At 36.9% G+C, this 21,955-nt stretch carries 25 protein-coding genes; 7 read left to right on the top strand and 18 right to left on the bottom strand.

Translation table 11 applies throughout. The features are described 5' to 3' along the window. Positions 1-77 precede the first annotated feature (77 nt). Complete coding sequence (locus tag EO766_RS13170) at positions 78-1,067, top strand: beta-ketoacyl-ACP synthase III (RefSeq protein WP_074419827.1); 990 nt, start codon at positions 78-80, stop codon at positions 1,065-1,067. A 48-nt stretch (positions 1,068-1,115) separates the two neighbouring features. Here the strand turns inward: EO766_RS13170 and EO766_RS13165 are convergent, their stop codons facing one another. Further along, positions 1,116-1,604 (bottom strand): DinB family protein, encoded by a 489-nt coding sequence (locus tag EO766_RS13165; RefSeq protein ID WP_074418134.1) that lies wholly within the window; start codon positions 1,602-1,604, stop codon positions 1,116-1,118. A 169-nt stretch (positions 1,605-1,773) separates the two neighbouring features. Between EO766_RS13165 and EO766_RS13160 the strand changes: the two genes are divergently transcribed. Together EO766_RS13160 and EO766_RS13155 are read left to right on the top strand one after the other, a co-directional pair. Beyond that, on the top strand, positions 1,774-2,997 hold the full coding sequence (locus tag EO766_RS13160; protein ID WP_074418135.1) for a trans-sulfuration enzyme family protein: 1,224 nt from the start codon (positions 1,774-1,776) through the stop codon (positions 2,995-2,997). 7 nt (positions 2,998-3,004) lie between these two features. Next, on the top strand, positions 3,005-3,454 hold the full coding sequence (locus tag EO766_RS13155; protein ID WP_068246285.1) for a GNAT family N-acetyltransferase: 450 nt from the start codon (positions 3,005-3,007) through the stop codon (positions 3,452-3,454). Between the two features lie 63 nt (positions 3,455-3,517). On the opposite strand, the gene fabD is transcribed toward EO766_RS13155, so the two are convergent. The 3 genes from fabD to EO766_RS13140 form a co-directional block, all read right to left on the bottom strand. Beyond that, the gene (gene fabD / locus EO766_RS13150) at positions 3,518-4,408 is read right to left on the bottom strand and encodes an ACP S-malonyltransferase (protein WP_074419826.1); all 891 of its coding nucleotides are present in this window, start codon (positions 4,406-4,408) and stop codon (positions 3,518-3,520) included. 230 nt (positions 4,409-4,638) lie between these two features. Then, positions 4,639-5,361 (bottom strand): GTP cyclohydrolase I FolE, encoded by a 723-nt coding sequence (gene folE / locus EO766_RS13145; RefSeq protein ID WP_074418137.1) that lies wholly within the window; start codon positions 5,359-5,361, stop codon positions 4,639-4,641. Further along, complete coding sequence (locus EO766_RS13140) at positions 5,324-5,740, bottom strand: 6-pyruvoyl trahydropterin synthase family protein (RefSeq protein WP_074418138.1); 417 nt, start codon at positions 5,738-5,740, stop codon at positions 5,324-5,326. Before EO766_RS13140 ends, folE begins: the two co-directional genes overlap by 38 nt. A gap of 349 nt (positions 5,741-6,089) precedes the next feature. Here EO766_RS13140 and EO766_RS13135 point away from each other — a divergent pair, with 349 nt between their 5' ends. The 4 genes from EO766_RS13135 to EO766_RS13120 all read left to right on the top strand — a co-directional run bounded on the left by EO766_RS13135 (position 6,090) and on the right by EO766_RS13120 (position 9,067). Further along, positions 6,090-6,785 (top strand): ClpP family protease, encoded by a 696-nt coding sequence (locus EO766_RS13135; RefSeq protein ID WP_074418139.1) that lies wholly within the window; start codon positions 6,090-6,092, stop codon positions 6,783-6,785. A 48-nt stretch (positions 6,786-6,833) separates the two neighbouring features. Further along, on the top strand, positions 6,834-7,472 hold the full coding sequence (locus EO766_RS13130; RefSeq protein ID WP_074419376.1) for a ClpP family protease: 639 nt from the start codon (positions 6,834-6,836) through the stop codon (positions 7,470-7,472). A gap of 158 nt (positions 7,473-7,630) precedes the next feature. After that, a complete protein-coding gene (gene clpX / locus EO766_RS13125) occupies positions 7,631-8,869 on the top strand; it encodes an ATP-dependent Clp protease ATP-binding subunit ClpX (RefSeq protein ID WP_074418141.1) in 1,239 nt (412 codons plus the stop codon). A gap of 54 nt (positions 8,870-8,923) precedes the next feature. Continuing rightward, positions 8,924-9,067 (top strand): hypothetical protein, encoded by a 144-nt coding sequence (locus EO766_RS13120; protein ID WP_176712999.1) that lies wholly within the window; start codon positions 8,924-8,926, stop codon positions 9,065-9,067. 140 nt (positions 9,068-9,207) lie between these two features. Here the strand turns inward: EO766_RS13120 and EO766_RS13115 are convergent, their stop codons facing one another. From EO766_RS13115 to EO766_RS13050, 14 genes are all read right to left on the bottom strand, one after another. Further along, on the bottom strand, positions 9,208-9,588 hold the full coding sequence (locus EO766_RS13115) for a hypothetical protein (protein WP_068246217.1): 381 nt from the start codon (positions 9,586-9,588) through the stop codon (positions 9,208-9,210). A gap of 12 nt (positions 9,589-9,600) precedes the next feature. After that, positions 9,601-11,025 (bottom strand): NADH-quinone oxidoreductase subunit N, encoded by a 1,425-nt coding sequence (locus tag EO766_RS13110; RefSeq protein ID WP_074419377.1) that lies wholly within the window; start codon positions 11,023-11,025, stop codon positions 9,601-9,603. 26 nt (positions 11,026-11,051) lie between these two features. Then, entirely contained in the window at positions 11,052-12,530 is a 1,479-nt protein-coding gene (locus EO766_RS13105) for a complex I subunit 4 family protein (RefSeq protein ID WP_074419378.1), read from the bottom strand. Positions 12,531-12,559: 29 nt separating this feature from the next. Further along, on the bottom strand, positions 12,560-14,482 hold the full coding sequence (gene nuoL / locus EO766_RS13100) for an NADH-quinone oxidoreductase subunit L (RefSeq protein WP_074419379.1): 1,923 nt from the start codon (positions 14,480-14,482) through the stop codon (positions 12,560-12,562). A gap of 89 nt (positions 14,483-14,571) precedes the next feature. Next, positions 14,572-14,889, bottom strand: a complete 318-nt coding sequence (gene nuoK, locus EO766_RS13095) for an NADH-quinone oxidoreductase subunit NuoK (RefSeq protein ID WP_228733159.1) — start codon at positions 14,887-14,889, stop codon at positions 14,572-14,574. Between the two features lie 4 nt (positions 14,890-14,893). Then, positions 14,894-15,409: an NADH-quinone oxidoreductase subunit J family protein gene (locus EO766_RS13090; protein WP_074418565.1), complete on the bottom strand. Its 516-nt coding sequence runs from the start codon at positions 15,407-15,409 to the stop codon at positions 14,894-14,896. 1 nt (position 15,410) lies between these two features. After that, positions 15,411-15,887: a 4Fe-4S binding protein gene (locus EO766_RS13085; RefSeq protein ID WP_074418567.1), complete on the bottom strand. Its 477-nt coding sequence runs from the start codon at positions 15,885-15,887 to the stop codon at positions 15,411-15,413. A gap of 112 nt (positions 15,888-15,999) precedes the next feature. Then, positions 16,000-17,076, bottom strand: a complete 1,077-nt coding sequence (nuoH, locus tag EO766_RS13080; RefSeq protein WP_081298667.1) for an NADH-quinone oxidoreductase subunit NuoH — start codon at positions 17,074-17,076, stop codon at positions 16,000-16,002. A gap of 16 nt (positions 17,077-17,092) precedes the next feature. Then, positions 17,093-18,208 (bottom strand): NADH-quinone oxidoreductase subunit D, encoded by a 1,116-nt coding sequence (locus EO766_RS13075; RefSeq protein WP_074419380.1) that lies wholly within the window; start codon positions 18,206-18,208, stop codon positions 17,093-17,095. Positions 18,209-18,258: 50 nt separating this feature from the next. Beyond that, complete coding sequence (locus tag EO766_RS13070; protein WP_179853740.1) at positions 18,259-18,684, bottom strand: NADH-quinone oxidoreductase subunit C; 426 nt, start codon at positions 18,682-18,684, stop codon at positions 18,259-18,261. A gap of 26 nt (positions 18,685-18,710) precedes the next feature. Then, positions 18,711-19,265: an NADH-quinone oxidoreductase subunit B gene (locus tag EO766_RS13065; RefSeq protein ID WP_074419382.1), complete on the bottom strand. Its 555-nt coding sequence runs from the start codon at positions 19,263-19,265 to the stop codon at positions 18,711-18,713. Beyond that, on the bottom strand, positions 19,256-19,606 hold the full coding sequence (locus EO766_RS13060; RefSeq protein ID WP_074419383.1) for an NADH-quinone oxidoreductase subunit A: 351 nt from the start codon (positions 19,604-19,606) through the stop codon (positions 19,256-19,258). The genes EO766_RS13065 and EO766_RS13060 overlap by 10 nt, the downstream gene beginning before the upstream one ends. Before the next feature lie 235 nt (positions 19,607-19,841). After that, positions 19,842-20,981 carry an acyl-CoA dehydrogenase family protein gene (locus EO766_RS13055; RefSeq protein WP_074419384.1) on the bottom strand — a complete coding sequence of 380 codons (1,140 nt, stop codon included), beginning with the start codon at positions 20,979-20,981 and terminating at the stop codon, positions 19,842-19,844. A gap of 68 nt (positions 20,982-21,049) precedes the next feature. Further along, a complete protein-coding gene (locus tag EO766_RS13050) occupies positions 21,050-21,916 on the bottom strand; it encodes a helix-hairpin-helix domain-containing protein (RefSeq protein ID WP_074419385.1) in 867 nt (288 codons plus the stop codon). Positions 21,917-21,955 lie beyond the last annotated feature (39 nt).

The raw sequence follows: 21,955 nt of genomic DNA, 5'->3' as shown, positions 1-21,955 counted from the left end.
AAATAGGCCAATATGATAGTATTCTAAAATAAAAGCGGATATTTGCGGTCATTTTTACAAAAAAGTACAACAATTATATGAGCAAGATTTCAGCCGCTATTACCGCTGTTGGAGGTTATGTACCCGAAACGAAACTAACCAATTTTGATTTGGAGAAAATGGTGGATACCAATGATGAATGGATAAGAACCCGTACAGGAATAGAAGAACGCAGAATTTTAAAAGAACCCGGCAAAGGCAGCAGCGATATGGCTGTTCCTGCTATCCAGGAAATATTAAAGAAAAAAAAATTACAAGCAACCGATATTGACTGTATTATTTGTGCCACCGTTACACCCGATATGGTTTTCCCCGCTACTGCCAATATTATTGCAGATAAATTAGGCGCCACCAATGCCTGGGGATTCGATTTGAGTGCAGCCTGCAGTGGCTTTTTATTTGCCCTTACTACCGGTGCGGGCTTAATAGAAAGCGGCCGCTACAAAAAAGTAATTGTAGTGGGTGTAGATAAAATGAGTGCCATTATAGATTATACCGACCGCTCCACCTGTATTATTTTTGGAGATGGTGCCGGTGCCGTATTGTTAGAACCCAACACTGAAGAATTGGGTATTCGGGATAGTATTTTACGCAGTGATGGTTCAGGTGCCAAATACCTGCACATGAAAGCAGGTGGTTCTGTAAAACCCGCCACTGTTGAAACTGTTTTAGCAAAAGAGCATTTTGCCTATCAGGAAGGACAGGCTGTATTTAAATTTGCAGTGAAGGGCATGGCAGATGTGAGCGCTGAAATTATGGAAAGAAACAATCTGACTGCAGCAGATATAGCATGGCTGGTACCCCATCAGGCCAATCTTAGAATTATTGATGCTACAGCCAACAGGATGGGATTAGACAAAGAAAAAGTGATGATTAACATTCAACGATATGGCAATACAACTGCTGCTACCATTCCGCTTTGCTTATGGGAATGGGAAGACCGCTTAAATAAAGGCGATAATATTGTTTTATCTGCTTTTGGAGGTGGTTTTACATGGGGGGCCATTTTGCTGAAATGGGCTTATTAAAATAACAATTGAATTTGTTGAGGTGATGGCGGTATTCCATCACCTTTTTTATATTCTAACCCACTGTATATAATCTGTAGATGGCAATTCTGTTACGCCCAATTGCCGTAACATGGTTACCAACTGACCTCTGTGATAGGTACTGTGATTAAAAATATGCAGCAATATTTGCCACAAAGGCTGCTCAAAATATTCTTTTTTTGAATTTTTATATAAAATCACTTTTTCCAATTGTTCATCATTTAAACCATTCATCCATTCCACCCATAGTGTATCCTGACGGGCCAAGCCATTAAGTACATCGCTGGTACTTAATCCGGCATCTTTTAGTTGCCATCCAGTTTGTGGTTCTTCGCGCAGCCGCTGCCACCAAATGGTTTCTGCACCCAGTAAATGTAATAACGTACTGTATATACTTGGAAAACTACTCACCACTATTTGATGGTGCTTTGCCGGTTCTAAATTTTGAATAACATGTATCAATTGCAAATTAGCCCATTGATTATAAATGGCATATGAAATAAATAGCGATTTCATGTTCAATACGTTCTATTCGATCAAAAAAAGTTGTTGATTAAAATTAGATAAAAAACAGCTCAATTCGAACCTTCAATAAAAATAAACCGCATCCCGAAAAATAATCGCAGGTATACTTTAAATTCACCTTTATTTTTGTAACCCATAGTACCATAAAACCAGCCAAATTATGAAGCACATATTCCCCTTTACCGGCATCAGTTCAGTTGCATTGCATAGCACCAGTGAGGAAAATGCCGAGTTTGCACATATTACACCAATCTATGCCACATCTACATTTACTTTTTCTACTGCAGAAGAAGGAATGGAAAGATTTGCAGGGGAAGATAAATCCAGAATTTATGGTCGTTGGGGCAACCCTACTTTTACGGCTGCAGAAGAAACCATTGCAGCATTAGAAGCCTTTGGCATAAAAAACAACAATGGCACACCGCTACAATTGAAAGCATTGTTACATGCCAGCGGACAGGCAGCAATGACAACTCTTTTCATGAGCACACTAAAAGCAGGAGATGCCGTATTATCGCATTACTCCTTATATGGCGGTACTCATGAATTGCTACTAAAAGTTTTATCCAATGCCGGTGTTCACACTATTATTGCAGATTTAAGAGATGTGGCACAGGTGGAAGATATTATCAAAAAAAATCCGGCTATCAAATTAGTGCATTTAGAAACCCCGGCAAACCCAACCATTCAGTGTATCGACATTGCAGCCATTACCCAACTTGCAAAACAACATCATATACTGGTTTCCGTAGATAATACATTTGCTACACCTTATTTACAACAACCTTTTAAATATGGCGTTGATTTTGTTTTTCACTCCACCACTAAATTTTTAAACGGGCATGGTACAGCCATTGGTGGTGTTTTAATTGGAAATGATATTGAATTTATGCAAACACATGCCTGGAAATGGCAGGTTTTACTAGGCGGCAACAGCAATCCCTTTGATGCTTTTTTATTGATGAACGGATTAAAGACACTGGAATTGCGGATGGACCGCCATTGCAGTAACGCAAAAGCAGTAGCTGAATTTTTAGACCAGCACCCGGCCATTGAAAAAGTAAATTATGCCGGATTAGCAACCCATCCTGATTATGCTATTGCAGCCAAACAAATGAAACATCCCGGCGCACTCATGAGCTTTGAAGTAAAAGGTGGATTAGAAGCAGGTAAAAAATTTATAGATAAATTGCAAATGTGTGTTCGGGCAATTTCACTGGGCACATTAGATACTTTATTATCCCACCCCGCCAGCATGAGCCACAGAGGCGTTAGCGTGGAAGAACGTTTGAAATTTGGCATTACAGATGGATTAATTCGGTTAAGTGTAGGTATTGAAAATATTGCAGATATTTTAAATGATTTTGATCAGGCATTATCTTAATAAACATATGAATATTCAAATTAGAAAAGCTGAAAAAAAAGATTGCGCAAGATTATTAGAATTAATTCATGAACTGGCTGTTTTTGAAAAAGCACCGGAAGAAGTAACCGTTACCTTACAACATTTTGAAGAAAGCGGATTTGGTGAAAAGCCTGTTTGGTGGGCATTGGTAGCCGAGGTAGAGGGTGTAGTTCAGGCATTTGCACTTTACTATATTCGGTACAGTACATGGAAGGGGCAGCGCATGTATTTAGAAGATATTTTGGTAACGGAACAAATGAGGGGTAAAAAAATTGGCAGCCTGCTTTTTGATGCGCTTATTCAGGAAGCAAAAGAAAAAAAATTAAATGGAATGGTATGGCAGGTATTGAATTGGAATGAACCTGCCATTCAATTTTATAAAAAGTATAATGCCAAAATTGAAGATGAATGGATGAACTGCTCGCTTCAGTTTTAAAAAATAAAATGGGTAGCTTTCAATAACGGCTACCCATTTTCGTTTATACTTTTTTGGGACATTTTAACTAACGCCATCTGTTGTAATATTCTTTGCAATTTTTTGAACCAACCCCTGCAATACTTTACCCGGACCTACTTCTGTAAAATGCGTAGCGCCGTCAGCAACCATTGCTTCCACACTTTGTGTCCATTTAACAGCACCGGTTAATTGCACTATTAAATTTTGTTGAATGGTTTTGGCATCAGTCACTGCCTGTGCCACAACATTTTGATAAACCGGGCAAACGGGTTCACTAAAATTTGTTTTTTGAATGGCTTCGGCTAATTCTTTTTTGGCAGGCTCCATTAAAGGAGAATGAAAAGCTCCTCCAACCGGCAATACCAAAGCACGTTTGGCGCCTGCTGCTTTCATTTTTTCGCAGGCAATTTCCACTCCTTTAATGGTACCACTAATCACCAATTGTCCGGGACAATTGTAATTGGCAGCCACCACCACTTCGCCTGTTTCCTGTTGTACTTCCGCACAAATGGCCTCAACTTTTTCATCGGGCATTGCCAATATGGCGGCCATAGTAGAAGGTTGTAATGCACAGGCTTTTTGCATGGCATTGGCACGAACTGCCACTAATCGTAACGCATCTTCAAATTGCAACACTCCATTGGCTACCAAGGCAGAAAACTCTCCCAACGAATGGCCTGCTACCATATCAGGCTTTGGTGAAGGCAGCATGGCATAAGCAATCACTGCATGCAAAAAAACTGCCGGTTGCGTTACATTGGTTTGTTTCAACGCTTCATCTGTTCCGATAAACATGATATCGCTAATGCGAAAACCCAATATTTCATTTGCCTTTTCAAACATTTCCTTTGCAATAGCATGTTGCTCATACAATTGTTTACCCATTCCACTAAATTGCGCACCCTGTCCCGGAAAAACATAAGCATGTTTCATTATAAAAAATTTATTGAATTCCTATATTAAAAATTACGATTGCTTTTTAAATGTTTTCATCTGCTGCCAATAAAACATCCATTTAAAATTAATGCAAGTATACTTATAAATTAAAAACCGAAGTATTGTTTTATACAACTATCCTGTAAAATATTTAAAATAGTTTGTATTATATGCATACAAAAGCCGGTAGCAAAAACAACCGGCCAATTGTGCATCGGGCTTTTCTCTCAGAACTTCGTGTTCAATTCCAAATATTTCAGAAATTCATTCCGGGTAGTTTCTTCTTTAAATTTACCTTCGTAAAAAGAGGTAATGGTAGTAGAAGTATCATCTTCAACACCTCGGCTAGCCACACATAAATGCTTTGCATCAATTACAACTGCTACATCGTTGGTACCCAAAATTTGTTGTAATTCGGTGCCTATTTGCATGGTAAGCCGTTCTTGCACCTGTGGCCTTTTAGCAAAATATTCTACCATTCGGTTTAGCTTGCTTAATCCTATTACTTTACCATTGCTCATGTAGGCTACATGCGCTTTTCCAATAATGGGTACAAAGTGATGTTCGCAATTGCTGTAAAAAGAGATATTTTTTTCAACCAGCATTTGGTTATACTGGTAGGTATTATTAAACAAAGTCACTTTAGGTTTATTGGCGGGATTCAATCCTCTGAATATTTCTTTAATATACATTTTTGCCATTCGCTTAGGCGTACCTTTTAAACTGTCATCAGTTAAATCTAACCCCATAATTTCCATAATAGAACGGAAATGTTTTTCGATAGCTTTTGTTTTTTCCTCATCAGATAAATCGAAAGCATCTTCCCGAAGAGGTGTATCTACTGATGTAAGGATGTGATTATCACCCATTTCATCAATCAATACATCGGTTAATTCTGCTTTAGTTTTGCCATTAAGCTGGATACTCGACATAGTTTCGCTCTGTTTCATATAAAAATATTTTTAGTTCTAATTGTTCGTCCAGCTTATCACGCAGCAACTGATAAATAACTTTTGCTATGTTTTCGGCTGTGGGGTTTACTTGTTGAAAGTAACCCGTATCTAAATTCAAATTTTTATGATCAAATTGGTCTAATATTTCTTTTTTAATCAATGCACTCAAAACTTTTAAATCTAACACATAACCGGTATCGGGATTGGGTTCACCGGTTACTTTCACAATTAATTCATAATTATGACCATGAAAATTTTTATTATTACATAAACCAAATACAGTTGCATTTTTTTCATCACTCCATGCATTATTATGCAACCTGTGGGCGGCATTAAAATGTTCTTTACGATATACTGCTACTTTGTTTTGCTTCATAATTTTCCTTTCTGTTACACTTGCTGATGCAATTCACATACAACTGTTCACACAGTTCGGTTGCACACTTCAAAAAAAACTAAAAACCCAACTGAAAACTTTTTTTACAGGCACTGCATCAGAAGTGTGCTGATCAAGTGGCCTGTACCGATAGAAAGCTTTTTTTAATACACTGAAATATTTATCAAAATTAGCCTGCTAACCAATAGTAACCAATTAATGATTATTTTGTTTAAAAATTTTTTATTTTTTTTAAACAAAACAGCTAACCTGTAATTTTGTCGTATTGTTTTTTTTGCATGGTATTTGAACATCTTAAACTCTTAACTTCATTCAAAATTAATTGAGCATGTACTTACAAAAAGAATTTGAGCAATATGCGATTCATCACAGAAGAATTAGCAGTGCAACATTACATAATTACCGCAACCATTTCAATCCAACCGCTTTAACCCCTTATATCATTGAAGAACGCTCCCTCAATGTTGCCCAAATGGATGTTTTTAGCCGGCTTATGATGGACCGTATTATTTTTTTAGGAGAAGCAATAGATGATTATGTGGCCAATATTGTAACAGCGCAATTGTTGTTTTTAGATAGTACAGACCGCACCAGAGACATACAAATGTATATCAACAGCCCTGGTGGCAGTGTATATGCCGGCATGGGTATTTATGATACCATGCAATTTGTTACCCCCGATGTTTCTACCATTTGCACCGGCGTAGCAGCCAGTATGGGTGCCGTTTTATTATGTGCAGGTGTAAAAGGAAAGCGCACCGCATTAAAACACAGCAGAATAATGTTGCACCAACCCAGTGGCGCTATTGGTGGCCAGGCAACAGATATTGAAATTACTGCCCGTGAAATCAAAAAATTAAAGTTAGAACTGTATGAAGTAATTGCAGAGCATACAGGAAAAGATATTGAAACAGTAGGTAAAGACTGCGACAGAGATTTTTGGATGACTGCACAAGATGCCAAAGCATATGGATTGGTGGATGAGGTTTTATTCCGTAATCCTAAAAAAGATAAAAAAGACTAATTGCTGCATTGTCTGCCATTTTTACCAACATTTTAAAGCAAAATATTTATGATTACGAACAAATACATCATTAATCCTTACTTAAATGAAGAAGGAGAAGAAGAAAACAACAATAAGGAAGAGAAAGAACCCATGAGCCCTCAGATGCTGAAAAAAATGGAGAAACTTTTTTTTGAAAGAAGAGCAGTTTATTTGTGGGGAATAGTAGATGATAAAAGTGCCAGAGAGTTGGTGAGCAAATTGTTATTGTTAGATGCAGATAAACCCGGAGAAGAGATAAAATTATACATCAATAGCCCCGGCGGAGTAGTTACCAGTGGCATGGTAATTTACGATACCATTCAACTCATCCAATCGCCCGTAAGCACTATTTGCATGGGATTAGCTGCCAGTATGGGCTCTATTCTATTAAGTGTTGGCAAAAAGGGGAAAAGATTTATTTACCCGCATGGCGAAGTAATGATTCATCAACCCAGCCTTAGTGGTTATATTCAGGCCACATCAGCCGATATTGAAATTCAGGCCGATCAAATGAAAAAAACAAAGGATTTAGGCGCGAAAATTTTAGCTGAAAATTGCGGTAAACCAGTAGAACAAATCATGACAGATTTTGACCGCGATTATTGGATGGATGCGAAAGAAGCCGTTGAATATGGTATTGTAGATGCCGTACTTACCAAGATATAAATCCTGCATCATTACCGAATGTCACTTTTAACCTAAACGGTATCAACAAATTAGTAACTTTGCCAGTCACTACATGTACCTACGGGCAGTGGTTGTATGTTGTTTTAATGTGTTAACCCATTCATTAACAGCTTATTAAAACACACAAAAATTGTATTATGGCCAAACAAACACATTTACATTGTTCATTTTGTGGAAGAAGCCGGGCAGAAGTAAAAATTCTGATAGCCGGACAGGAAGCGCATATTTGTGAAAATTGCATTGAACATGCTCAGGAAATTATTGCACAGGAACTAAAAGATAATAACATTCAACCTGCCACAAACTCAACTAAAATATCTATAAAAAAACCCTTAGAAATTAAAAAGTTTTTAGATGAGTATGTAATTGGGCAGGATGAAGCAAAAAAAGTTTTAAGTGTAGCGGTATACAATCATTATAAACGTATTACTCAAAAAACACAGGCAGATGATATTGAAATTGATAAAAGCAATATCATTATGATTGGCGAAACCGGTACCGGAAAAACATTGTTGGCTAAAACCATTGCCAAAATGCTGAATGTACCTTTTGCCATAGTTGATGCTACTGTTTTTACAGAAGCAGGTTATGTGGGTGAAGATGTAGAAAGTATGCTAACGCGCCTGCTGCAAAATTGTAATTATGATGTTAATGCTGCAGAAAAAGGAATTGTTTATGTGGATGAGATTGATAAAATTGCCAGAAAAGGCGATAACCCATCTATTACCCGTGATGTAAGCGGAGAAGGTGTTCAACAGGGATTATTGAAAATGCTGGAAGGTACAGAAGTTTTAGTTCCTCCGCAGGGCGGCAGAAAACATCCCGAACAAAAAATGATTAAAGTAGACACAAAAAATATATTATTTATTTGTGGTGGCGCTTTTGATGGTATTGATAAAATAATTGCCAGAAGAATTAATACCAATGCCATTGGATTTAATGTAGATAAAGATGAACAGGAAAATAAAAGAAACAACCTGCTGCAATTTGTGAGTGCACAAGATTTAAAATCGTTTGGTTTAATTCCTGAATTATTAGGCCGTTTACCGGTATTAACCCATTTGGATCCCTTAGATAAATCTACCTTACGCAATATTTTAACGGAGCCTAAAAATGCATTAATTAAACAATACAAGCGTTTGTTTGAACTGGAAAATATTATATTAACTATTGACGATGAGGTATATAACTTTATGGTTACAAAAGCTTTGGAATACAAACTTGGGGCCAGAGCATTGCGCAGTATTTGCGAAAGTATTTTAACCGATGCCATGTTTGAGTTACCCGGATCACGGCAAAAAGAATTTCATGTAGATCTGGCTTATGCCGAAAAAATGTTCAATAAAAGCAAATTAAGCCTTTTAAAAGTTGCATAGCCAACATACAATTGAATTAACCCCTAACAAATCAAATCATTAAAAAATAAACACATGAATGAACTGATTGAACGCTTAGTAGCAGAAGCCGGCTTAACGCCCGAACAGGCACAAAAAGCCATTGAAACAATAGCAGGATATGTAAAAGAAAAATTTCCTATGTTGGGAGGCGCAGTCAATAATATTTTCAAAAAATAAAAAAATGAGGAAGTCTCAAAAGTAAAATGATGCGTTTGAAAATGGCTTAAATGAAAACTTTCTCCACCCCCTCCCTTACCGAATAAAAAGAGGCTGCCTCGGACTTTTGAGACAGCCTCATTTTTTTGCCACTTTCCTTATCAGTTCATACAACTGTTATCTGCAAAATAAGGTATATCATCGTGCGATATTTTATCTTTCTGTTGCCAGTATGCCAGTGTTACTATTTTCCCGTCTTTTGTTTTGAGTGCCCTGCCAAAAATTGCATTAGTAACATTAAAGGTTACATCGGTAACACCTATAGTAAACAATTCAGGAACTATTTTTTCGTTCGGCAATGCTGATTCAACAACTGTATTTTTCGCTGCGGGATTGATTACGGGAACAACTACAACGGTATATCCGTTATAGGTTAACAGATTTTTTAAAAACATTACGCGTTCGCTGGAAATATTGCGTTCTACGATAGCACATTTTATTCCATCCAAATCTTCAAATTCATGATTTTTATTGATGGCCATACACATTATTTTTTAAAAAGCAGCGGCTGCTAATGAATAAATGTAAGTATAAATCCAACTACCCACACCGGTAATAATTACCCCCGCAATGCAAATGAAAAAACTAAATTGAACGGGTTTGGGAATCTGAATAGGCGCTATTACTGCGGCAGATTCACGATGAAAAATTACTACTACTACTCTCAAATAATAATACAATGAAACCACTAAATTCAAAGCTGCAAAAGTAATCCACCCAAAATAATTGCTTTGTGCACCTGATAATAACAGGAAAAATTTTCCAAAAAAACCTGCAGTAGGTGGTATACCTGCTAATGAAAACAATCCCAGCAATAACACCCATGCTAAAAAAGGATTGGTTTGATAAAACCCTTTAAAATCTTCAATTTTTTCTTTTCCGGTGATGGCTGCCACCAATGCTATTACCCCAAAAACACAAAGGTTAGAAAATAAATACACCACTATAAAATAAACAACTGCAGCGCTACCAGTTATATTTTGACCCAATAAAGCAATTAAAATAAACCCTACCTGTGTAATGGAAGAGAATGCCATGAATCTTTTAAAATTCTGCTGTCGCAATGCAAATAAATTTCCAACTACAATCGTTAACGTTAGCAGAATCAGGACCATCACATGCCATACATTTTCTAAAGAATTAAATACTTTGAATAAAAAATTCAGCAAAACAAATAAAACAGATGCTTTAGAAACAACTGATAAAAAAGCCGTAATAGTTACCGGAGATCCTTCATAAACATCTGCAGTCCATAAATGAAAAGGCACTACTGAAATTTTAAAAGCCAGTCCAACAAAAAAAAGTACAAAAGCCAAAATAGAAAAAAAATTTATAACCAAATGATCGGCAATATTAATAAAACTGAGCGAACCAGTGCAGCCATATAGTAATGAAATACCAAATAATAATAATGCAGATGCGAAAGAAGCAGAAACAATGAACTTAAATGCAGCTTCAGAAGATTGTTTTTTTTGCAAATGAAAATTAGCCAATATAGCCAAAGGAATGCTAGAGAGTTCTAACCCCACATAAAAAAACAGTAAGTTGGTAGCTGAAATCATACAAAACATTCCCAATAAAGAGCTGAGCAATAATACATAGAACTCCATTATCTGTTCATGATGAAGCAACCAGTTATATGCCTGTAAAGAAATGAGATAAGTTGCAAACACAAGCACCGTTTTTTCAAAAGCATTGAAGGGCGTTAATTGAAACATGGTACTTAAATCAGTGGAATAACCAACCTGCCAAAAGCCTGCCAATACTGTTACTAACAACATGATATTTACCCATTGCATGGTCCATTCCTGTTGCAGTTTCTTACCTGAAAGTTGTACCAGTAATAAAATAAAAATAGTGAGCAACAAGAGCAGCTCTTGTTTAAAAGGTAATAATAGTTGTATATAATAATGCATCATGTGGCTGAAGGGATAGAATGATTCAATTATTTAAAAATATATTGTTGAAAAAACAGTATTGAAGGTGTAATTAATTTCAATAATAAAAATGGTGTTACACCAACCAATAAAATACCCAATACCAAAATAGTACCCGCCCATTGTTCATACCAACGGGCATCTGCTGGCGTATGCTCAAATTGCTTTGCCTTGCCCATTAATACCGTACCAATGGCTCTAAGCACATATACAGCCGTAATTACAATTGATGCGGCAGCTGCAATGGTGGCAATTCTGTATGCTGTAACCGGCTGCTGCCAGGAACCTACTAAAACCGTCATTTCTGCAGTAAAGCCACTCAACCCCGGCAAGCCCAATGAAGTAAGACCTGCCAATATAAACAAACCACCAATAAAAGGCATATATACCAGTAATCCACTCATTTCCTGAATAATGCGGGTATGTGTTCTGCTGTATATCATTCCAATTGCAGCAAAGAAAAGAGCAGTCATCAATCCATGTGAAACCATTTGTAATACTGCACCTGTTAAAGCCACCGGCGTTAACATACCAATTCCAAGCAATACAAATCCGCAATGGCTAATGGAAGAATAGGCATTCATATATTTCAGGTCTTTTTGAACCATAGTAGCAAAAGCACCATACAATATGGCAATAGCTGCAAGCAGAATAATATAAGGCGCATAAAACTGAGCCGCTGCAGGCATCAGTAATAGCACCAATCGCAATAACCCATATCCGCCCAATTTCATTGAAATACCTGCTAAAAACATAGAGCCTGCAGTTGGTGCAGATGAATGCCCATCCGGTACCCATGTATGAAAAGGAAACAATGCCGTAAATACCCCAAAACCAATAAACAAAAAAGGAAAAAATGTTAGCTGTACCGCATAAGGGAGTTGCATGTGAGCAATTTGCAACATATCAAAACTTTGCAACTGGCCGGGTTCGTGGTAATACAAACCTAAAATGCCCATAAACAGTAATGCAGAAGCACCAATTAACATTAATACCAATTTAGTTGCACTATAGGCCTTTTTACCATTACCCCATATCAGAATGAGTAAAAATTTTGGGACTACGGCAATTTCCAAAAAGAAAAACATTAAAAATAAATCAATCGAGATAAAGAAACCATAGGCTCCCAAAGCCAATAATGTTAACAAAATAAAAAATTCCTTTTGCAAAAGCACTTCTTTCCATGAAACCAGAATAGCTGCTATTACAATGAATGCAGTTAAAAACAACATCACCATCGAAATACCATCTACACCAATATGATAATGAATGTGTAAAGGAGCAAACCAGATGATATCTGTTTGTAATAGCATTGCTCCATTTGTTGTTGTTTGTAAACCCAAATATTGTATCAGTACACCAATAATTACCAACAACTGTATTACCGAACCGGCTAAAGCAATCGGCTTCATATACTGCTCATTTTTAACCATCAATAGCAATAAAACAGTTAGCAGCGGAGCGATTAATAAAAAATTAACAATCATATTTTTTGTTCAGGTTTTAGCAACAGCAATCAGTTTTTATATAATACCACTGCCAATAAGCATAGCACACCTATTAAAAAATACAAAAGGTATTGCTGTATTTTACCTGATTGTATTTTTTTTATTAACAATGAAATTTGAAGTGTAAGTAAACCACTTAAATTCACCATCCCATCCACTATATTTTTATCCATCCAAGCGGTTGTATTGCCTATTCCATTCATTACAATTTTGTGTGTAATAAAGAGATATATTTCATCGATATAAAACTTTTGTCGAATGGTAACATACAACCATCCAAACGATTTTTCTAATAAAGCAGGTAAATTATTTTGCTGATAATACAATACTGCCGCATAAAAAATGCCAAGTACAGAGAGTGAAACAGGAATAACGGAAAAGCCAAAATGTATTTCCAACAACAAAGGCTTTCCATTAGCACTTATAAAAGTTCCAAAGGGAATAAAGCCTGTAATCAATACCAGGATAGCAAGTATTATTAATGGTATCCGAATCGGCCAGCCACCCTCATTTGTGATTGAAGTAGCATCTGAAACAGGCTTGTTCCAAAAAATACTAAAATACAATCGAAACATATAAAAGGCAGTAATAGCAGCAGTAATCAATGCTATAGCATATAACCATTTATTGCTTTCATAAGCTGCAGATAAGATTGCTTCTTTACTAAAAAAACCAGAAAAGGGAGGTATACCTGAAATAGCCAAACAGGCGATTAAAAAACTAACATGGGTAACAGGAAGTTGTTTGCGTAATCCACCCATTTCATGCAAATCATTGGTATGCACAGCATGTATAATAGCCCCGGCACCCAAAAACAAAAGCGATTTAAAAAATGCATGTGTAAATAAATGAAACATAGCTGCAGTATAACCTTCATGAATACCATTCAGGCTATCATCTACACCCAGAGCCAGCATCATATAACCAATTTGAGAAATGGTAGAAAATGCCAATACTCGTTTAATATCAGACTGTGTGCAAGCTATGATGGCAGCAAACAATGCCGTTCCAGCACCCACAATTGCAATAATGTACAAAACTGTTGCATCCATTTGGAAAACCGGGAAAAATCGTGCGATTAAATACACTCCGGCAACTACCATTGTGGCTGCATGTATTAAAGCAGAAACAGGAGTAGGTCCTTCCATGGCATCGGGCAACCAGATATGCAAAGGAAACATCGCTGATTTTCCGGCAGCACCCATAAATAAGAGCAGACATGCCCAGGTTAACACCGACATGCCCAAAAATGATGCAGTCGCACCATGCCATAATACCTGTTGCTGTGAAATGGAACTAATCATTTGAACAATATCAAAATCATTGACCAGACTACCCAAAATCAATATACCGATTAAAAACCCAAAATCAGCAAAACGGGTAACAATAAAAGCTTTTTTTGCTGCAGCAACGGCCTCCGGTTTTGTGTAGTAAAACCCAATTAACAAATAAGATGAAATACCCACCAATTCCCAAAACATAAACAGTTCAAAAAGATTACCGGATAATACCAACCCCAGCATGGCAAATGTAAATAAGCCTAAATAGGCAAAATAATAGCCATACCTTTTTTCTCCTTTCATATAACCCATACTAAACACATGCACCATCAACGAAATAAAGCTAACAATTAGCAGCATCATGACAGAAACAGCATCGATGATAATGCTAAAATCAATTGACAGATAATCGGTAAAAACAAGCCATTTCACATCTACCGGCACAAACAAAGCATAGGCTCCATTGATTTTTCCATATTCAAAGAAATATTGCCAGGCAAATACAAATGCCAAAATATTTGTAATCACCAAAACGAGTGTAGAAAAATAACCGGAAAATATTTCCATACGTCTTCCGGTAAAAAAACGGATTACCACAAATGCACTTAATGGTAAACTGAGTATTAGTATCATCATCAACCCTTCGTTCATAGCAGTAATTTAAACATTCAAATAATCCAATTATGTTTGTATTTAATTTATATGTTACACAATAAAATAATTTTTAAATAAAATTCATTTCAATATTGCATTTTCTCTGTTTCAGCCACATCAATTTGTTGTTGATAACGATATAAATGAATGATAATGGCAATGGCAACTGCGGCCTCGGCAGCCGCAATTGTAACTACAAACAAAAAAAAGAAAACACCATCTAATTTTTCTGGATAGAGGTATTTATTAAATGCCACAAAATTGATGTTTACACTATTCAGCATCAATTCAATACTCATTAAAATTGCAATCATATTCCTTCGTGTTAACAGACCAAATACCCCAATAAAAAACAAGGCTGTACTTAACAATAAAATATGTTGCAATGTTATTTGTTGCATCATTTGTTTAACTATTTTTAATTTCTGTTTTTTGTTTCATGGCAATTACAATGCTTCCTATCATGGCTGCCAGTAATAAAATACTTACCAGTTCAAAAGGCAATGCATAACCGTACTGTTGTACACTCATTAATTGTGTACCAATATTTTCAACTGCCGCATTCATTACAACATGGCTCTCTACAAAATAAAAACGGGCTATTATACTGCCAATAAATGCAGTTCCAAAAACAACTGCAGCAATACTAAATATGTATTGCAATAAAGAAGATTGGGCCATTTTTTGCCCGGATTGCTGCGTAAGGAAAATTGAAAAAATAATCAACACTACAATTCCGCCAACATAAATAATAATTTGAACCGCTGCAACAAAATTTAAATCCATCCAAAAATACAAACCGGCAATTCCCAGTAAAGAAAATAAGAGCCAAATAGCTGCCCTAAAAATATGCCGGGCTGTTACAGCTAAAATTCCGGTTATTAAAATAAAGAGTGCAATGCCGTAAAATATAATTGTTTCCATATTATTCAATACCGGCTCTTAATTTTGAACCCGGTTTATTTAAGGTTTTCGTTAATTGTTTTCTATCGTATACACTATGTTCAAAATTTTGTGCCATCACAATGGCTCCTGTTGGGCAAGCTTCTACACACAAATTGCACATGGTGCATAATTCCAAATGATATACAAATGTATTCAATGCTTTTTTCTTTTTCCCTTCCGGCGTAATATCAAATTGGGTAATAATTTTAATGGTTCCATTTGGGCAGGCTAATTCACAGGCAGTACAACCGGTGCAGGCATGTTCATTATTTTCATCGTGCAGCATCACAACTTCACCTTTAAACCGATCGGCCAACTTTAAAGTATTCCGATTATCCGGGTACTGTTCGGTAATAATTTCCTTTGGATGAAAAAAATAATATCCGGTAACGCGCATGCCTTTCAGTAAAGATTTTACTGCATTATAAACATTCTGTATGTATTGTTGTATGCTCATTTTTTTATTTTTGTTACCAGCTATTCGTATAATGTTCAACTTTTGTTGCGTAGCACACTTGTACTGCAATAAGTATAGTATCTTTAAAACGTTTCCACGAAAAAATCAACTTCTATAAATACCATTTTAATATTGCTACAACCGTCATCAATAACATATTCAACAAACTGATGGGTAATAAATATTTCCACTCTAAATTTAATAACTGATCAATTCGTAACCGGGGAAATGTCCATCTAAACCACATGATGAGTAATATCAACAAAAAGGTTTTCCCAAAAAACCAAATTGAAGATGGAATATAATCCATTAAATGGTTAAAAGCCTGCCAATGGCCAATATGCAAGGGCATCCATCCACCAAAAAATAAAATTGCAGCAACGGCACAAACAATAAAAATATTGATATACTCTGCCAGAAAAAACAAAGCAAATTTCATCCCGGAATATTCGGTATGGAAACCGGCCGTTAGCTCTGATTCTGCTTCAGCCAAATCGAAGGGCGCACGGTTTGTTTCAGCAGTAACTGCAATCATGAAAATGATGAATGCAATTATTGCCGGGATATGACCTTTAAAAATCCACCATCCATTTTCCTGTGAGGCAATAATCTCATTTACACTCAGGCTTCCGGTTAAAATAATCATGGTAATCACAGCAACACCGGCCGACAATTCATAACTAATAATTTGTGCGCCGCTGCGCATGGCACCTAATAACGAATATTTGTTATTGCTAGACCATCCTGCCATTAAAATAGCAATTACGGAAATAGAAGCTACCGAAGAAATATACAATACACCAATATTAATATCCCAAATTTGGAAATTTTTGGCAAATGCAATAGGTGCCATTATTAGCATGGCAGCAATCATAATCATAAATGGCGCCAAATTAAATAAAAAGCGATCTGCCCCATCAGGCGTTAAACCTTCTTTCAACATGAGTTTTAAAGTATCGGCAGAGGTTTGTAACCAACCCTTAGGCCCTACCCTGTTGGGGCCTAAACGAATTTGCATAACGGCCGACACTTTACGTTCCATAAATACCAATAGTAACCCCAGTACAGCAAATAATGCAATTACCAATATACCCAGCAAAATATTTTCTGCCACTAAGGCCAAAGTGCCGCCAATATGCAACTGCAACCAGCTTTGAACCGCATTTTTGATTGCTTCTAAACTAATCATATTCATTTATTAATAATCATCTGTCTATGTCAGGAATAACCAAATCTAAAGTTCCCATCGTGGCTACCAAATCACCAATTTTTCCTCCTTTTGCCATTTGATTCAATGCCGATAAATTTGAAAACCCCGGTGATCTGAATTTAATTCTATAAGGTGTTGTACCTCCTTCACTTACAATATAAACCCCTAATTCACCCCTGGCTGTTTCTACGCGTTGATAAAACTCACCCTTGGGTAATTTTAATACAGCCTTTGTCTTTGCCTGAAAATCGCCTTCCGGAATATTATCAATTAGTTGTTCAATGATGTGTACCGACTGCTGCATTTCCTGAATACGCACCCAATAACGGGCAAAAGAATCGCCGCCTGTTTCTATGATTTCTTCAAACTGCACTTGTCCATACACATCGTAGGGATAGCGTTTGCGCACATCACAAGCTACACCGCTGGCACGTGCAACCGGACCACTGCAGCCATACGAAATGGCATCTTCAGCTGATAAATAGCCTACTCCTTTCATTCTGTTTTGAAAAATAATATTACCGGTAACCAATTCATTGTATTCATCAATTTTCTTTTTATAGAGCGCTATAAAATCTTTTACTTTTTGCTGAAACTGTGAATGCAAATCGGCCATTACACCACCCGGCACCATATAATTCATCGTTAAACGGGCACCACAAGTTTCTTCCATAATTTCATTAATGGTTTCTCTTTCTCTGAATGCATAAAAGAAAGGGGTAAAAGCACCTACATCCATAGCCATTGCCCCCCACCACAATTCATGTGAAGCAATACGGGTAAGTTCATCCATAATAACCCGTATATATTGTGCCCGCAAGGGCACTTCTACCTGCAAACCTTTTTCAACACACAAGGCACAGGCATGGTTATTAATGTGTGCCGACAAATAATCCATTCTGCTGGTAACGTATATGAACTGACGATAAGTAAGGCTTTCACACATTTTTTCGATAGAGCGATGAATATATCCTAAATGTGGTTCTATATTTTTAATGGTTTCTCCCTCCAGTGTAATCACTAAATGCAATACACCATGTGTTGCAGGATGCTGAGGCCCTACATTAATGATAAAATCTCCTTCGGGAGTTTTGCCTACCACTTCGTGCATACCGAAAATTTAAAATAGTTTAAATTATTATCATTTGAATCATGCCATTATCATAATCTGATCATATTCACCGGATCTTCAAAATCTTTACGTAATGGCCATCCATTAAAATCATCCGTTAAAATCAATCGTCTTAAATCGGGATGATTGATAAAATTCACCCCAAATAACTCATACACTTCCCTTTCCAGAAAATCGGCCGCTTTCCATATATCACTCACGGTTTCTATTTCAGGATTATCTCTGTTTAAAACTGACTTTATCACCAGATTATGTTGCCACTGTAAAGAGGTTAAATGATACACCATGGTTAAATGTGTTTTCCAATCAACACAGGTTAAACAAAATAAATAATTACAGTTAAACTCCGGCAGTGTATGTAATGCTTTAGCCAATGGCTTCCACCGATCGGCAGTTACCAGTATATTCAACCACTCGCCGCCCTCTTCAAAAACAAGGGCAGCGTTCCAATTCATTAATGCTATTTTCAATGCTTCATTGGTCATTCTGTAAGATTCTTAACGGTAATGGATTGTTGTTCGCGGGTTAAGCCGCTTTTTATTTTTTCCTGTAAAGTAATCAGTGCATGTAATAATGCTTCGGGGCGGGGCGGACATCCTGCAACATACACATCTACAGGAATAATATGATCTGCACCCTTCACCACAGAATAGGTATTATAAAAAAATGGCCCGCCACTAATGGCACAAGCGCCCATGGCTATTACATATTTTGGATCAGCCATTTGATCATATAATCTTTTTAACACCGGTGCCATTTTGTTTACAATGGTGCCGGCAATAATAATCACATCTGCCTGTCTGGGCGAGGCACGAGCCACTTCAAATCCAAAGCGGGAAAAATCGTATTTGGCAGATGCTGTTGCCATCATTTCAATACCACAACAACTCGTAGCAAAAGTGAGTGGCCACAGCGAATTAGCTCTGGCCCAATTAATAATATCGTCTAACTTACTGGTTACAATGGTTCCTCCCGGAGCCTGATGTACTTCACCCGGGAAAACACCTATAACTGTATTGGCTGGTGTTACATCCATTTTAATGCTCTTTTTTTATGCGCATATAAAAACCCAATAAATAAAATCATGATAAAAAAAATCATTTCTATCAATGCAGGGAAACCAATTTTTTGAACTACTACAGCCCAGGGATACATAAATACCAATTCAACATCAAACAATAAAAAAACAATAGCATATAAATAATACCCCACATGAAATTGCGACCAGGGCGTTCCTGTAGTAGGAATGCCACACTCATAAGGTTGCCCTTTTTGAGTATTGATACTGCCTTTTGTAAATAATCTGGATACAAGGATACCACCGGCTGAAAAAATAATGGCAGCAATGGTAAGAATGAACAAAGCAATGGCACCCATAATACTTATTTTGTGAACTACTAACTTAACAAGTAAAATTTAAATTACGAATAATTTTTGATAAGCTGATATTGGCATGGATAGTTTTTTAAAAGTCTATCTTCAGTTGTTATGCATTTGAAAGTATTACGCAACTGCTATAAAAATAGCAAAGCCCCCAAAAATGGGGGCTAAGTTTATGAGCAAGCAACCAAACCTAACGTTCTTTATGAACTGTAGAAACAGTCTCTCTTTACTATAAGAGTATCTCTCGTGCAATTACAATTTTTTGTATTTCAGAAGTGCCTTCACCAATGGTACAAAGTTTGGCATCTCTGTAAAATTTTTCTACGGGAAAATCTTTGGTATAACCGTATCCTCCAAAAACCTGAACCGCATCTGTTGCCACTTTAACGGCCACTTCACTGGCATAATATTTTGCCATTGCGGCTTCCCGTGTATATTTTTCACCCATCATTTTAAGATGACAGGCTTTGTTGATTAACATTTCAGCGGCTGCAATTTCAGTAGCCATATCAGCCAGTTTAAAACTGATGCCTTGGAAATTGGCAATGGGCTGATTAAACTGATGCCTTTCTTTGGCATATTGCACTGCAGCTTTGTATGCACCTTTTGCTATGCCTAATGAAAGTGCAGCAATGGAAATACGACCCCCATCCAGTATTTTTAATGCCTGATGAAAGCCTGCTCCAACTTCACCTACCCTTTGCACATCTGAAATACGGCAATTATCAAATATCATTTCTGCGGTTTCACTGGCTCGCATACCCAACTTATTTTCTTTTTTACCCGCACTAAAACCCGGCATACTTCTTTCCACAATAAATACAGATGCATTATTTTTAGCACCCGGTTCGCCCGTTCTGCATACTACCACTGCTACATCTCCCGATTTGCCATGCGTTATCCAGCATTTGGTGCCATTAATTACCCAGTCATTCCCATCTCTTACAGCTACCGTTTGCATATTTCCAGCGTCACTTCCGGTATTCGGTTCGGTTAAGCCCCATGCACCAATAAATTCTGCACTGGCCAGTTTTGGCAAATACTTCATTTTTTGTGATTCGGTTCCAAAAGTTAAAATATGGTTGGTACATAATGAATTATGCGCTGCCACACTTAAACCTATTGAGCCACATACCTGCGCTATTTCCTGAATAATAGCACTGTATTCGAAATAACCTAAACCCGCACCTCCATAAGCCTCCGGTACCAACACCCCCATTAATCCTAATTTACCCATTTCTTTAAACAGCCCAACGGGAAATTCCTGTTGTTCATCCCACTCCATTACATGCGGCAAAATATACTGTTTTGCAAAATCCCTTGCTGTTTGTGCTACCTGTTCTGTTAATTCGCTTTGATTAAATTCCATACCAATACTACAATACTAACTAATGTTAGTTCACAAATGTAGAAGTTTTTTTGAGTTCACCAAGAAAATTATTCTACCGTACAAAAAGCACTGATTTGCCGATAAGTTTCTGCATTTAAAAAAGGAATTTTTTGCAAATCGGCTACAGATTGAAAAGACCCTTGTTGTTTGCGAAGAATTAAAATGGCTTTTGCTACATTTTCGGGTATAAAAGGATGATGCAATAAAGCAAAAGGCTCCGCACGATTAATATTGATTTTGGGAATTTGCTGCGTATTGATGTAAATATATGGCTCAATCGTAGCATACAATGAATCGGGAAAACCGGGTACTTGTTTTAATTGCACTGTTTGTACAAAACCCTCTAATTTTTCTCTGTAATGCACAATGCCATAGGCCAGTGCAGGCGATATTCCGGGAATTTGCCGGAATGCTTGTACATCAGCCTGATTCAGTTCAACCGAATGAAAAGCAAGGACGGTTTGAGTAGGTTTGTTACCTGCAGCATTTTGTAATGACTGTATTTGTATAAAAGGCAACATGGCATTGGCTTCCTCCGGAAATAGACCCCAAATTTTTCGAATATCTTCCGGCTTAAAAAACTTTCCGCCTTTATTGCGATAATGCAATATTGTTTGAATTAATTTTTGACGCAACCCCATTTGTACCATGCCCGTCGAATCAATGGTATTGGGATCAAAATAAAACAAATGTAAAGCCTTACGGAGCGGTGCGTCATCGGGCATACTTTTTTCCATATTTACATCATCCATTTGCAATGCTGTATTGGATAATGTAAGCACCTGCAAATCGGTGGGCGCCTGTTTAGAAAAATAAGGCAAACTGAATACAAGTACAACTATAGCCAATAGTATAATGATGCCGGTGGTTTGCCGGGTTGAAAAATGCAAATAATGCTTTCTCATTGGTTGCATACAACGAGGTTAATTTTCGGTAGGTAATTGTTGAAATTG

The sequence above is a fragment of the Hydrotalea sp. AMD genome (assembly GCF_004100315.1).
In the GTDB taxonomy this organism is placed as follows: Bacteria; Bacteroidota; Bacteroidia; order Chitinophagales; family Chitinophagaceae; genus Hydrotalea; species Hydrotalea flava.
This window is presented reverse-complemented; position numbering and strand designations above follow the sequence as displayed.

Bases quoted from the DNA above. Each gene is read 5' to 3' on its own strand.
- EO766_RS13170 (WP_074419827.1), top strand. From the start codon at position 78: ATGAGCAAGATTTCAGCCGCTATTACCGCTGTTGGAGGTTATGTACCC.
- EO766_RS13165 (WP_074418134.1), bottom strand. From the start codon at position 1,604: ATGAAATCGCTATTTATTTCATATGCCATTTATAATCAATGGGCTAAT.
- EO766_RS13160 (WP_074418135.1), top strand. From the start codon at position 1,774: ATGAAGCACATATTCCCCTTTACCGGCATCAGTTCAGTTGCATTGCAT.
- EO766_RS13155 (WP_068246285.1), top strand. From the start codon at position 3,005: ATGAATATTCAAATTAGAAAAGCTGAAAAAAAAGATTGCGCAAGATTA.
- fabD (WP_074419826.1), bottom strand. From the start codon at position 4,408: ATGAAACATGCTTATGTTTTTCCGGGACAGGGTGCGCAATTTAGTGGA.
- folE (WP_074418137.1), bottom strand. From the start codon at position 5,361: ATGAAACAGAGCGAAACTATGTCGAGTATCCAGCTTAATGGCAAAACT.
- EO766_RS13140 (WP_074418138.1), bottom strand. From the start codon at position 5,740: ATGAAGCAAAACAAAGTAGCAGTATATCGTAAAGAACATTTTAATGCC.
- EO766_RS13135 (WP_074418139.1), top strand. From the start codon at position 6,090: ATGTACTTACAAAAAGAATTTGAGCAATATGCGATTCATCACAGAAGA.
- EO766_RS13130 (WP_074419376.1), top strand. From the start codon at position 6,834: ATGATTACGAACAAATACATCATTAATCCTTACTTAAATGAAGAAGGA.
- clpX (WP_074418141.1), top strand. From the start codon at position 7,631: ATGGCCAAACAAACACATTTACATTGTTCATTTTGTGGAAGAAGCCGG.
- EO766_RS13120 (WP_176712999.1), top strand. From the start codon at position 8,924: ATGAATGAACTGATTGAACGCTTAGTAGCAGAAGCCGGCTTAACGCCC.
- EO766_RS13115 (WP_068246217.1), bottom strand. From the start codon at position 9,588: ATGGCCATCAATAAAAATCATGAATTTGAAGATTTGGATGGAATAAAA.
- EO766_RS13110 (WP_074419377.1), bottom strand. From the start codon at position 11,025: ATGATGCATTATTATATACAACTATTATTACCTTTTAAACAAGAGCTG.
- EO766_RS13105 (WP_074419378.1), bottom strand. From the start codon at position 12,530: ATGATTGTTAATTTTTTATTAATCGCTCCGCTGCTAACTGTTTTATTG.
- nuoL (WP_074419379.1), bottom strand. From the start codon at position 14,482: ATGAACGAAGGGTTGATGATGATACTAATACTCAGTTTACCATTAAGT.
- nuoK (WP_228733159.1), bottom strand. From the start codon at position 14,889: ATGATGCAACAAATAACATTGCAACATATTTTATTGTTAAGTACAGCC.
- EO766_RS13090 (WP_074418565.1), bottom strand. From the start codon at position 15,409: ATGGAAACAATTATATTTTACGGCATTGCACTCTTTATTTTAATAACC.
- EO766_RS13085 (WP_074418567.1), bottom strand. From the start codon at position 15,887: ATGAGCATACAACAATACATACAGAATGTTTATAATGCAGTAAAATCT.
- nuoH (WP_081298667.1), bottom strand. From the start codon at position 17,076: ATGATTAGTTTAGAAGCAATCAAAAATGCGGTTCAAAGCTGGTTGCAG.
- EO766_RS13075 (WP_074419380.1), bottom strand. From the start codon at position 18,208: ATGCACGAAGTGGTAGGCAAAACTCCCGAAGGAGATTTTATCATTAAT.
- EO766_RS13070 (WP_179853740.1), bottom strand. From the start codon at position 18,684: ATGAATTGGAACGCTGCCCTTGTTTTTGAAGAGGGCGGCGAGTGGTTG.
- EO766_RS13065 (WP_074419382.1), bottom strand. From the start codon at position 19,265: ATGGATGTAACACCAGCCAATACAGTTATAGGTGTTTTCCCGGGTGAA.
- EO766_RS13060 (WP_074419383.1), bottom strand. From the start codon at position 19,606: ATGGGTGCCATTGCTTTGTTCATTCTTACCATTGCTGCCATTATTTTT.
- EO766_RS13055 (WP_074419384.1), bottom strand. From the start codon at position 20,981: ATGGAATTTAATCAAAGCGAATTAACAGAACAGGTAGCACAAACAGCA.
- EO766_RS13050 (WP_074419385.1), bottom strand. From the start codon at position 21,916: ATGCAACCAATGAGAAAGCATTATTTGCATTTTTCAACCCGGCAAACC.